9 protein-coding genes are annotated in these 12,616 nt (G+C 35.5%); 5 read left to right on the forward strand and 4 right to left on the reverse strand.

Annotation, left to right across the window (positions count from 1 at the left end; genetic code table 11):
* Positions 1-18 precede the first annotated feature (18 nt).
* The 4 genes from bsdtb5_RS03050 to bsdtb5_RS03065 are packed head-to-tail and all read right to left on the reverse strand — an operon-like array spanning position 19 to position 3,320.
* The gene (locus bsdtb5_RS03050; protein WP_271714583.1) at positions 19-885 is read right to left on the reverse strand and encodes a phosphatidylserine decarboxylase; all 867 of its coding nucleotides are present in this window, start codon (positions 883-885) and stop codon (positions 19-21) included.
* Between the two features lie 11 nt (positions 886-896).
* Complete coding sequence (locus tag bsdtb5_RS03055; RefSeq protein WP_271714584.1) at positions 897-1,577, reverse strand: CDP-alcohol phosphatidyltransferase family protein; 681 nt, start codon at positions 1,575-1,577, stop codon at positions 897-899.
* A 2-nt stretch (positions 1,578-1,579) separates the two neighbouring features.
* The gene (locus bsdtb5_RS03060) at positions 1,580-2,611 is read right to left on the reverse strand and encodes a lysylphosphatidylglycerol synthase transmembrane domain-containing protein (protein WP_271714585.1); all 1,032 of its coding nucleotides are present in this window, start codon (positions 2,609-2,611) and stop codon (positions 1,580-1,582) included.
* On the reverse strand, positions 2,601-3,320 hold the full coding sequence (locus tag bsdtb5_RS03065; protein ID WP_271714586.1) for a phosphatase PAP2 family protein: 720 nt from the start codon (positions 3,318-3,320) through the stop codon (positions 2,601-2,603). Before bsdtb5_RS03065 ends, bsdtb5_RS03060 begins: the two co-directional genes overlap by 11 nt.
* A 333-nt stretch (positions 3,321-3,653) precedes the next feature.
* Between bsdtb5_RS03065 and bsdtb5_RS03070 the strand changes: the two genes are divergently transcribed.
* The 5 genes from bsdtb5_RS03070 (at position 3,654) to bsdtb5_RS03090 (ending at position 12,392) form a co-directional block, all read left to right on the forward strand.
* The gene (locus tag bsdtb5_RS03070; RefSeq protein ID WP_271714587.1) at positions 3,654-4,637 is read left to right on the forward strand and encodes a LacI family DNA-binding transcriptional regulator; all 984 of its coding nucleotides are present in this window, start codon (positions 3,654-3,656) and stop codon (positions 4,635-4,637) included.
* Positions 4,638-4,876: 239 nt separating this feature from the next.
* A complete protein-coding gene (locus bsdtb5_RS03075; RefSeq protein ID WP_271714588.1) occupies positions 4,877-6,790 on the forward strand; it encodes a PTS beta-glucoside transporter subunit IIBCA in 1,914 nt (637 codons plus the stop codon).
* Entirely contained in the window at positions 6,787-8,220 is a 1,434-nt protein-coding gene (locus tag bsdtb5_RS03080; protein ID WP_271714589.1) for a glycoside hydrolase family 32 protein, read from the forward strand. Before bsdtb5_RS03075 ends, bsdtb5_RS03080 begins: the two co-directional genes overlap by 4 nt.
* A 99-nt stretch (positions 8,221-8,319) precedes the next feature.
* The gene (locus tag bsdtb5_RS03085; RefSeq protein WP_271714590.1) at positions 8,320-9,279 is read left to right on the forward strand and encodes a carbohydrate kinase family protein; all 960 of its coding nucleotides are present in this window, start codon (positions 8,320-8,322) and stop codon (positions 9,277-9,279) included.
* A gap of 461 nt (positions 9,280-9,740) precedes the next feature.
* Entirely contained in the window at positions 9,741-12,392 is a 2,652-nt protein-coding gene (locus bsdtb5_RS03090) for a translation factor GTPase family protein (RefSeq protein WP_330611918.1), read from the forward strand.
* Positions 12,393-12,616 lie beyond the last annotated feature (224 nt).

Consider the following 12,616-nt stretch of genomic DNA (forward strand, 5'->3'; position numbering starts at 1 on the left):
TTTTTATTATATATCATGTTAATGAATGGATTCACCAATCTTTTCACCCATCTTAACTACCGTTTCAATTCCGTTTATAGAATTATGTAAGATATCTGCATCTATGATTGCTTGGTCTTTTTCTAAGCATATGATGATAGTAGATCCGCCAAATTCAAATTTCCCTTTTTCTTCGCCACGGATTACTTCCTCTTTAACATGATAATTTACAATCCTACCAACAAGTAAAGCGCCAACCTCCATAGTCAGAACACTTCCATAATTATCACTCTTTAAAATAGAGAATTCTCTGGTATTCTCTTTATATATTGGGAGCACATCATTAGCAATAGGATTTACCGTATGAAATACACCGGGTATACGATAATTCTTCGTTTCTATTCCGTTATCAATATAACAGTAACGATGGTAATCGTCTACTGTAAGACGAAATAGAAGAAGTGTTCCACCCTCATAACGATTGGCTAATTTTTTACTTCTAAGTAAGCTTTCCATAGAATACTTGGTATTCTTGATTGTAAAACGAGCATCTTTGGTAATTGAATATACACTTAGTTTACCATCACATGGTGCTATTAGATGGTTTGAATGATGGTCAATGTTGCGACAACCTTCTTTGATTTTTCTTGTGAAGAAATCGTTATAAGAAGAATATTCTTGGTTTTCATATTCATCGAGATTGATCTTGTTCCTTTTAACAAAAGGAGAGATTAGTAACTTCGATATTGGAAGACTAAGACAACAACCCATAACTTTTGATACTTTTGGTCTTACTAGAATAGTAAGTAAGACTCTTCCAAGCTTTGTATGATATAAAAAAGATAAAACTTTATTTTGTGCATCGTCTTGTTTTATCTCATTTCCATTGCGGTCAATACATTTCATTTCTCTTTCCTCTATTCTAATATCTTTTCCATGAATATGCTATGATGAATAGGTTTATGTATCTTGTGATGTTTAAAAGAAACTACAAATATTATAACAGCACAGGCTACAATTAGCACAAATGTATATAGTAATTGGTTCGAAGGTTTTTTTAGTCTGAAATTAGTAATGAAAAGTGTACCTACAACAAAAAGCGTAATAAGTAGAATCCATCGAAATGTTTCGATTGGAATAAACAGATGGATAAGGAATACTAAAGGAAGTATTATGGTAATTGAGGTTATAGGTAAGCCATAGTAATACTTATTTGAACCATCCTCTGTCATTTGACGATTGGTTTCTAGGACATTGAAGAATCCAAGTCGAATAACGGAACAAACACAATAATAGGAAATAACAGCTCCACCCAATATTCCACGTACCCCAAGAACATAGCAGAGGATAGAAGGAAATACACCAAAACATATTACATCGCATAATGAGTCAATTTGTACACCAAATAACCTCTCATCATTGGTGCGGTCCTTTTTGGTTCTTGCAATTTTTCCATCGAACATATCACAAAGCCCAGATAATGCTAGACAGACAATTGCGATTCTAAATCTCCCATTCATGGCCTGTGTAATTCCGAACACAGAACATATCAGACTAATATATGTAAGTACTACTGTATAATCATAAAATCCTATCATTTTTATTTTACCCTTTCGATTTTTTCTTTTATTACAAAGTGTGAGACAATTGTAAACAATGCACTGATAATCAATTCAGTATAATAACTTAAGCCCCTGCTTACAACCATAGCTGGCAATGTGAGGTTTCCAAATAGTGGTGTAAAAATCATAAGAAATAATTTTTCACTAATTCCCATTCCACCAGGAAGAGGAAGCATCTCAACAGCAACGGATATCATCGCTTGTAATGTTATAATAGTAATGATACCTGTACCATGAAGACCAAAGGACAAGTAAGTTAAATATGTGACATAAAAAAGTAACAATCTCTGGAATATTGTAATGATAAATACATTCATAACAACTAATTTATGAGTACGAAAGTACATCGCTACATCCTGATATTGTTTTAATGCATGCTCAATTTTCTTAGTTAGATAATCTGTCTGTTTCATAACATGAAGACTCTTTAGTATTTTTACAATTCCCAAAAGCAAGTTTCTAGTCATGGTCGGATGAAAGACAAGTAAAACCATAAATACTACACAAATTATATTGAGCGAAAGGCCAAGATAGCAAATACCTAGTACCGGACTAAGATAGTGCATAATACCGAACGGTCGTATAATTATTACAATTAAACCGATAGCTACTAGAACAAGTTTGTAAGTGATGGTAACAATCATAAGAACCAATGTTGCTATAGGTAGAGGTACCTTATCTTTTTTCATATAATAAAGCTGTGCTGGTGGTCCTCCTGTTGCCGAGGGTGTAATGTTGCAAAAGAAAAATCCAACAAAAGAGTAGAGAAAACAATGTAAAAGACTTATTTTTTGTTGAATTGTATGCATCATATAATAAATGATTAATGATTCACATCCAATAAAGAGGATTACACATATCACAGCTAAGAACCAGTATCTAACATCCGTATTTTTTATGTAATTAAGAAGAGTATGCATATCTTGACCATGAAAAATATAATATAATGTGATTGCAAATACAATCACTAAAAAGATCACGTTCAAAATACTATTTCGTTTATTCATCATAATAGTTAGCCCCGAATATCTTTTGACCAATCCAGTCAAAGAATCTTTCAATAACAAGGTAAAAATTTGTATGATGAGTAATATAAAAACACAACTCTGCAATAAGTACACCGCCTGCAATATCTATCAAGTAATGTTGCTTTATAAATTGAGTAGAAGCACAAACTAGTAGAGCAAAGATACATGAAAATATTTTATACCATAGTGGAATCTTCTTACTTTTACGAATACCAACAAAGCAATACCAGCTTACAAGACAGTGAATCGACGGAAATAGGTTAGTGGGTGCATCTGTGTGATAGACAAAGCGTACTAACTGACTAAATGCATCATTTCCTAGTACTTGTGGACGAATATTCGTCGTGGGAATAAGAATAAATATTATTCCACAGATTATTCTTGACATTATATCAGCAGATGCAAAGCGATACCATTTTTCTTTGCTTTCTCGGGATATCAAAATGTAATTGAACACCCAGAACAAATAGCACACAACATATATTACCGCCCATTCTTTCATAAACGGAACTTTGCGATCTAGGGATGATGTAAGATCGTAATGATATACATTCTTTCCAAGAATCTGTGTTCCCCAATAGACAAAGCTATTAAAGGAAAAGCATGCAATTAGAGAAAGTAGAGCATATGCGGGTATCCATTTGTGGATATTATGTTTATACCATTTACCAAATATAGTGTTTCTTATCATAATGTACGATTCTCCTTAATTTATGGATACAAGGTATACTATATCAAAATTTACGATATTTTTCAATTTATTTGTCAATAAATGATAGAATTATAAAATACAATAATACTTATTATACTACAACCTTTTTATAACTGCGAAGTAGGAGCAAGGTGAAAAAAATAAAATTAGAAAAGTATGCCATATATGGATACTTTCACTCTTTTTTATTTGTGGCAGTATCACAGGCCAGCCTGTGATATGCAATGGGTTTAAAGTATGATATAATATTATTGAAATAGAGTTCAGTGAACGTAAGAAGCTACTGAATCTAATAACAAGGAGAAGAACTGCATGAATATAAATGAGATTGCAAAGCTGGCAGGAGTATCAAGAGCGACTGTATCTAGATACCTGAATGATGGATATGTAAGTGAAGAAAAAAGAAAAGTAATCAAAGATGTCATAGAACAAACTGGATATCAACCATCTGCGCAGGCACAGAGCTTAAGAAAGCAGGTTACTGGTCTTATTGGTGTAATTATACCAAGAATTCAGTCAGAGTCGGTCAGCCGAATGGTAGCAGGGATTAGTAGAGTATTATCAGAGTCTGGATATCAACTTCTTTTGGCGAATACACAGAATAATGAAAAGGAAGAACTCAAATATCTTAAAACATTTCGGAAAAATCATGTAGATGGTATCATATTCATGGGAACCATGTTTACTAAGGCACATTTTAGCCTTATGAAAGAACTGGAAGTCCCAATTGTAATTCTAGGACAACAAGTGGAAGGATATTCTTGCGTATATCAAGATGATTACAACGCTGCCAAAGAAGCAGTGAGACTTTTGGTGGGAAGTGGAAAGACAATTGGATATATTGGCGTCAATACTAGAGATAAAGCAGCTGGTACTCACAGAAAGAAAGGCTTTTTGGAGGAACTAACAAGGAATGGAATTAAGGCAGAAGAAAAATATATGGAAGAAGCAGACTTTGCTGTTGAAGCCGGATATGAAGCTACAAATAGACTAATGAAAAGATCACCAGATATAGATTCCATCTTATGTGCAACGGATAGTATTGCAGTAGGAGCATTAAAACATATACGTGAGTTAGGAAAAAGAATCCCGGACGACATTCAATTAATTGGTTTTGGTGACAACGCGATCACTGGGATTGTAGAGCCTTCCATTACCACTGTTCATTTTTATTATCATACCAGTGGAGAAGAATCAGCAAGACTATTACTTGAGATACTAAGCAGTGGAGAAGATTTTAAAAAACAGATCAAAATGGGATATCGTATGAATATACAAGAATCAACCAGAAAATAGTAAAACTAGGAAAGGAGGCTACGTTAGATAGCCTCTTTTGTATATTACATCTAAAAATTAAGTCAGAGTTTCGGTGGAAATTACCCTTTACAAATATTCGTGTTCCCTCTATAATTAGAACAGATGTGAGAACGATTCCACTTAATAGAAAGCGGATATCATGTAACAAAGTAAACTTAATCTTTATTCATAACAATAAAAATATGAGAATGATTACACAAATAGGAGAGGAAAATACTATGGATTACAGAAAAATCGCTACAGAAGTGATCGATTGTATCGGAGGGAAGGATAATATTGTATCTGCGGCACATTGTGCGACAAGACTTCGATTAGTTATTGCTGATGATAGTAAAGTAAAGAACGAGACGTTAGAGCAAATTGATGGAGTAAAAGGAGTATTTGCAGCACAGGGTCAACTACAGATCATTATTGGAACTGGAACAGTAAATAAAGTTTACGATGAGTTCGTAACAATCTCTGGAATTGAAACGGCATCCAAAGAGGATGTAAAAAAGGCAGCAGCTCAAAAGCAAAATATAGTTAAAAGAGGACTTAAGACACTAGGTGATATCTTTGTTCCTATTATTCCAGCTATCGTTGCAAGTGGACTTCTTATGGGACTTTTAGAGGGCTTATGTAATGTATGGCCAGCTATGGCTAACTCTGGAACATATCAGATTATTCATCTATTTAGTAACGCAGCATTTGTTTTCTTGCCAATCTTGATTGCAATTAGTGCAGCTAGAGTATTTGGTGGAAACATATTCCTTGGAGCAGTAATTGGTATGATTATGATTCATACTGGCTTAATTAATGCTTGGTCAGTATCCAGCATGAAAGCAGCAGATATACCAACAGCATCTGTATGGTTCGGGCTTTTTGACATTCGTCTTGTAGGTTATCAAGGACATGTTATTCCAGTTATTATTGCAGTATGGTTAATGTCTACTATTGAGAAGAAACTTCATAAGATTGTACCAGAAATTATTGATCTATTCGTAACACCTTTAGTTACAGTCTTAGTTACAGGTTATGTTACGTTAACAGTTATTGGTCCAGTATTTTCAACAGTAGAGAACTGGGTATTATCTGGTGCAGAGACTTTAATTACCTTACCACTTGGTATTGGTAGTGCCCTTGCGGCAGCATTCTACGCACCTACTGTTGTGGCAGGTCTACATCATATGTATAACGCCCTAGAAGCAGGACTTCTAAGTAAGAATGGGGTTAATACGTGGATGCCAATTGCGACAGCAGCAAATGTAGCACAAGGTGCAGCAGCACTTGCAGTAGCAATTAAAACTAAAAATATGAAAACAAAAGCAATGGCTTTACCAGCTTCTTTATCCGCTTTCTTAGGAATTACGGAGCCAGCTATCTTTGGTGTAAATATTCGTTATGGAACTCCATTTATCGCAGGTTGTATCGGTGGTGCAGCAGGTGGATTAGTAGCAGGATTATTACACATTGGAGCATCAGCTTATGGTATTACGGGATTCTTCGGATTCTTGATTACAACTGGTTATACAGCTCAATATGCACTTTTAATAGTAATATCATCTTCAATTGCATTTGCAATATCTTGGACTCTATATAAAGAGAAGAGTACGCAAGTAGAGAATACTAACGATGTTAATAGCCCAAATAACGAGATTACTTCAAGTGAAGCAAGTAATAAAGTAGAAGCGAAACAAAGAAGCGAAAAGACAATCAACAGCCCAATGAATGGTACTCTTTTCAATCTTTCGGAAGTTAATGATGAAAGTTTTTCAAAAGAAATGTTAGGAAAAGGATTTGCCATTCTTCCAGAGGAAGGAAAGGTATATGCACCTTTTGACGGAACAGCAGATATGGTGTTTGAAACTGGTCATGCATTAGGAATATCCTCTGAAACAGGAGAAGAGATTCTTATTCATGTAGGGCTTGATACCGTTAACCTAGAAGGAAAATATTATACTCCTAAAGTTAACAGTGGTGATTCCATTAAAAAAGGTCAATTACTATTAGAGTTTGATCTTGAAAAAATCAAGGAAGCAGGCTATGATGTTATAACTCCTGTTATCTTAACGAATTCCGACAATTATGAGACATTTGTAATTGAGGAGAAGAAGTCAGTGAAAGCAGGGGAGAAAGTAATGGTGGTTGCGTGAATGAATTAGGGAAATACTTACGCGAGCAGACAATAAGAAAAGAAGAAGAAGCGAACCTTCTTAAAAGAAATGATAAATATCGCCTGAAACTTCATCTAATGCCAAAAACAGGATGGATGAATGACCCCAATGGGCTCTGCCAAATCAATGGAGTCTATCATGTATTCTTTCAATACTCACCTCTGGATGCCAGAGGTGGGATGAAAGCTTGGGGACATTATACAAGTAAAGATTTAATAAACTGGGAGTGCCAAGAGGCACCCCTATTTCCGGATATGCCATATGATAAGGATGGAGTCTACTCTGGATGTGCACTAGTTAATAAAGACATCATGTATCTGTTCTATACTGGTAATGTAAAACATGAAGGAGATTATGACTATATCCTTCGTGGAAGGGAAGCGAATACCGTACTAGTAACAAGTGAGGATGGTATACACTTTTCTGATAAGGAACTTCTTATGACTAACAAAGATTATCCAAAGAAATATACTTGTCATATCAGGGATCCGAAAGTCTGGAAGGAGAATGATACATTTTACATGATTCAGGGTGGAAGAACCAAGGAAGATAAAGGTGTTGCCCTATTATTTACCTCTAAGGATCTTTATCACTGGGAATATGATAAAGAAATCACAACAGATGAGATGTTTGGCTATATGTGGGAGTGCCCAGACTATTTTGAGGTTCAAAAGGAAAAGATTCTATCTATTTCTCCCCAAGGGCTAGAGGTAGAAAAATTCAGATTTCAGAATATCTATCAATCTGGATACTTTAAGGTAAATGGAAATATTACAAAAGATTGTAGTTTAGAAGATTTTACAGAATGGGATATGGGATATGATTTTTATGCACCGCAAACCTTTGAAGATGAGAAGGGACGTAGAATTCTCATTGGATGGGCAGGTGTACCAGACGCACCATATGATAATGAACCTACCGTTCATTATGGATGGCAACATGCACTTACTTTCCCTAGAGAAATTACAGTTGTAGATGGAAAGGTTCTTCAGAATCCCGTAGAGGAGATTCTATCGCTACGAAAGGGAAGTTTTATAATTCCATCTAATAAGAAGGTTAAAGTACAACAGGATATTTTTGAATTAGATATAGAGACAGAAGTTAATATACCATGTATAATAGAATATATCTGCGGTGTAGAAAAAGTTATAATATCCTATCAGGAAGGTATACTATCTCTATCTTTGACGAAAGAAGCTGGAAGAGGAAGAGAACTTCGTAAGCTGAAAGTCGAAAAGCTAGAGCATATGCAGATCTTCGTGGATACCTCAATGATGGAGATCTATGTTAACCAAGGGGAATTCGTGTTAACAACTAGATTCTATTTTGAAGGAGAAGATCGTAGTATCCGAATAGAAGGAAGTAAAGAAAATATACTTTGGACTCTAAATGAAATGCAAGGACTATAAAAGGTTAAAGAAAAGCTCATTAATATGACCATATTTGTATATTTCCGAGACGTCAGATAGGAGCAATTTTAAGAGACAGTAATAGGGAGGTAATGTAATATGAAAAAATTATTAGCCATTGGAGAAGCATTAATTGATTTTATTCCAAACGAAATAGGAAAACCATTAAAGGAAGTTAGTGCATTCATGCCAGCAGTCGGTGGAGCACCAGCGAATGTATGTGGAGCATATCAAAAATTAGGTGGAAGTTCTGCAATGATTACGCAGCTTGGGGAAGATCCATTTGGAGATAAAATCGTAGATGAGTTTGCAACTTATCAGATTGATTGCAGTTATGTACAAAGAACCAATAAGGCTAACACATCATTAGCATTTGTTGCATTAAAAGAAGATGGTAATCGTGAATTCTCCTTCTATCGTAAACCAGGTGCAGATATGTTGCTTGATCCAAGTAATATAAAAAAAGAATGGTTTAAGGATGCTTTCGCACTACATTTTTGTTCCGTATCTTTAGGCGATTTTCCTATGAAACAGGCTCACGAGAAAGCAATCGAATATGCTATTAATGAGAAAGCAATTGTAAGCTTTGATTTAAATCTTCGATTTGCACTTTGGGATAGTGAAGAGGCTCTAAGAAAAGCAGTATTAGAATATATTCCAAAAGCTCATATCTTAAAAATATCAGATGAAGAATTAGAATTCGTAACAGGAAAGAAGACTGTGGAAGAAGCGAAAGATCAATTATTCTGTGGTAATGTGGAGTTAGTTGTCTTTACAAAAGGCCCAGAAGGTGCTTCTGCTTATACGAAAACGACAGAAGTTGATTCTAAAGGCTTTAGAGTAAATGCTGTGGATACAACAGGAGCTGGAGATGCATTCATTGGTTCGTTCTTATATCAGATGGCTAATGACGGAATCAGTCAAGAGGGTATTGCAGGGCTATCTTCTGAGCAGATGAAGAGATACCTTGACTTTTCCAATGCTTATTGCAGTAGAAGCGTTCTAAAAGCTGGTGCAATTGCTTCTTATCCTACTGCAGAAGAGATGAAGGAAAACTAGTGTTCATTAAGAACATCAAATGATACGTTAATTCATATTAATTAAGAGGCTCCTTAATAGATTAAAAGTCTATTTGGGAGCTTCTTTTCAATACATTACTAATTGCTAAGTAAGACTAATTTTATCAAGTAATAGTATAGATTTTATTGAGGAGTTTGAGTTTTGACATCCTAATCAGTTAATAATATAACTAAATCATTGTGCATAGAAATGATATTTGTGGATTACTCTTAATTATAAGTGGTATCTAGTGGATAAAATTGTGGGTTCATTTTATCTTAACAAAAGTTATCGTTGAATTGTCAGATTCACAACTTACTGTTATTATATTAGTAGATAATATATTTGTCTGTGAATTATCACATTCGCGTTCATGAACAATCTTTATCTTTTTTTAGAGTAAGGAGAATTAGTAATATGAGCGTTTACAATACATTAACAAAAGCGAAGGATTGAAATAGATGATAAAAAAATTAGTGATAGGAATATTAGCTCATGTAGATGCAGGCAAGACTACTTTATCAGAGAGTTTACTTTATCTAAGTGGTAAGATTGGTAGATTAGGAAGAGTCGATAAAAAAGATGCATATTTAGATAATTATGAATTAGAAAGAGAAAGAGGAATCACCATTTTCTCGAAGCAAGCAATGTTAGAAGTAGGGGATACGCAGATTACCCTTTTGGATACCCCAGGACACGTGGATTTTTCAGCGGAAATGGAGAGGACATTACAGGTATTAGACTATGCAATTCTAGTAATCAGTGGCATGGATGGCGTACAGGGACATACGAGAACATTATGGGGCTTACTTAAGATGTACGGGATTCCGGTTTTTATATTCATTAATAAAATGGATCAGAGTGGAACGGATAAACTTAAGCTAATGAAAGAAATAAGAAAACAGTTGGATGATGCTTGTGTAGAGTTTGGACAAGTAGAGGAAGATGTATTTTATGATCAACTAGCTATGTGCGATGAGAATATTATGGAATCCTATTTGGATACAGGCTGTATCAAGGATGAACAGATGATAGAGGCAATTAAGGAACGTAAAGTATACCCTTGCTACTTTGGCTCTGCACTACGATTAGAAGGTGTGGAAGAATTGATGGGAGGAGTCGATGCCTATACCAAGACACCAGCTTATTCAGAAGAATTCGGAGCTAGGATCTTTAAGATATCAAGAGATGAACAGGGGAATCGCTTGACGCATATGAAGATTACCGGTGGTAAGCTTAAGGTAAGAGATTCCTTAACAAATGGCATATGGGAAGAGAAAGTCAATCAGATTCGCCTCTACTCTGGACAGAAATATGAGGCCGTAAATGACCTTAAGGCAGGTTCTATCTGTGCAGTAACAGGTTTAAGCCAGACAAAGCCAGGGGAATGGTTAGGAATAGAGGAGTACTCGAACACACCAATATTAGAACCAGTATTGTCCTATCAGATTATACTTCCAGAAGGCATGGATCCTAAAGTGATGCTTCCTAAATTACGAGAGATTGAAGAGGAAGAACCAGAACTTCATATCATATGGGAGGAACATTTACAAGAGATTCAAGCTCAGATTATGGGTGAAGTTCAGATTGAGATACTACAGAGTCTTATCAAAAGCCGTTTTGGTGTCTTAGTGACTTTTGATTCAGGAAGAATTGTTTATAAAGAGACGATTGAAAATGTAGTAGAGGGAGTAGGGCATTTTGAACCATTGAGACATTATGCAGAGGTTCATCTACTAATGGAACCAGGCGAACTAGGAAGTGGCCTAGTATATCAGAATGATTGTAGTGAAGATGAATTGAGTAAGAACTGGCAGAGGCTAGTCCTAACTCATCTGGAGGAGAAGATTCATAGAGGAGTCTTAACAGGATCCTCAATCACTGATATGAAGATTACGCTAGTCGCAGGAAGAGCTCATAATAAACATACTGAAGGTGGTGACTTTAGGGAGGCAACCTATCGTGCCGTTAGACAGGGGCTAAAAGAAGCGAAATCTGTAGTGTTGGAGCCTTATTATGCCTTTCAGTTGGAAATACCTGAGAAAATGGTAGGTAGAGCGATGGTAGACATTGAGAAAATGCATGGTAACTGTGAGATATCAGAGACAAATGGCGAGACTTCAATTCTGATAGGAAGTGCACCTGTTGTTACTATGAGAAATTATCAGAAAGAGGTTACAGCGTATACCAAAGGGCTTGGTAGACTATTCTGTACTCTGAAAGGGTATGAACCATGTCATAATGAGGTAGAGGTAATAGAGAGTATTGGATACGATTCAGAGAGAGATCTGGATAATCCAACAAGTTCCGTCTTCTGCACTCATGGAGCGGGATATCTGGTGAATTGGGATGAAGTGAAGAGTCACATGCATGTAGAAAGTTATCTTAAGCAAAGAAAAGAACCAGCTGAAGAAATTTTTAGAACACAGGCTCCTGTAACAGAGGAGGGATGGATTGATACTGAGGAGATTGATCAGATTATTAATAGCACGTTCTATGCTAATCAGGGAAGAAAGTCGATATGGAAAAAACGTAAAAGTGCAAGTGAGAGCTACTATAAATCCAGTTCTAATGCAACGAAACCAAGAGAAACTAAGGAAGAATATCTCCTTGTGGATGGCTATAACATTATTCATGCATGGCCAGAACTGAAAGATCTTGTAGAGGATAATATGGATGGTGCGAGAATGAGATTACTAGAAGCACTCAGTAATTATCAAGGAATTCGAAAGTGCCAGATCATTGTAGTGTTTGATGCTTACCGTGTGGAAGGGCACGTGGAGGAGATAACGGATTATCATAATGTTCATATGGTATTTACAAGGGAAGCACAAACAGCCGATCAGTATATTGAAAAGTTCGCTCATGATAACAATCAGAAATATAATATAGTAGTTGCAACATCGGATGGTCTGCAACAGATTATTATAAGAGGAGCAGGAGCTAGCTTATTATCTGCAAGAGAACTTAAGGTTGAGATGGAAGAAGCAAATCATAGAGTCAAGCAGGAATATGAAGAAAAACAGGAAAAAGGACGACATTATCTGTTTGATTCCTTGACTGGAGAAGCTAGGGAGAAGATGGAGGAGTGGAGGCTCAAAGAGAAGGAATAGTCTCGCTTAAAGCGCGCGAGACATTAGGAATATAAGAAATATAAATAGCGAATGAATGAAGCCAGTAGGTAAAATCTACTGGCTTTAATATGTTAAAAACAAAGTAATTAAATTAAGCAAAATCCATCCAACACTATATAAATAAAAGAATTTATTTATATATGAATATTTATAAATTATCTGAATATAATTACCTTAAATATTTTTAAAGAACTCGCAAAATT

This window comes from Anaeromicropila herbilytica, from assembly GCF_016591975.1.
Taxonomy (GTDB): Bacteria; Bacillota; Clostridia; order Lachnospirales; family Lachnospiraceae; genus Anaeromicropila; species Anaeromicropila herbilytica.

Coding starts and splice junctions, on each gene's coding strand:
- bsdtb5_RS03075 (WP_271714588.1), top strand. CDS start 4,877: ATGGATTACAGAAAAATCGCTACAGAAGTGATCGATTGTATCGGAGGG.
- bsdtb5_RS03070 (WP_271714587.1), top strand. CDS start 3,654: ATGAATATAAATGAGATTGCAAAGCTGGCAGGAGTATCAAGAGCGACT.
- bsdtb5_RS03055 (WP_271714584.1), bottom strand. CDS start 1,577: ATGATAGGATTTTATGATTATACAGTAGTACTTACATATATTAGTCTG.
- bsdtb5_RS03090 (WP_330611918.1), top strand. CDS start 9,741: ATGATAAAAAAATTAGTGATAGGAATATTAGCTCATGTAGATGCAGGC.
- bsdtb5_RS03050 (WP_271714583.1), bottom strand. CDS start 885: ATGAAATGTATTGACCGCAATGGAAATGAGATAAAACAAGACGATGCA.
- bsdtb5_RS03060 (WP_271714585.1), bottom strand. CDS start 2,611: ATGATGAATAAACGAAATAGTATTTTGAACGTGATCTTTTTAGTGATT.
- bsdtb5_RS03065 (WP_271714586.1), bottom strand. CDS start 3,320: ATGATAAGAAACACTATATTTGGTAAATGGTATAAACATAATATCCAC.
- bsdtb5_RS03085 (WP_271714590.1), top strand. CDS start 8,320: ATGAAAAAATTATTAGCCATTGGAGAAGCATTAATTGATTTTATTCCA.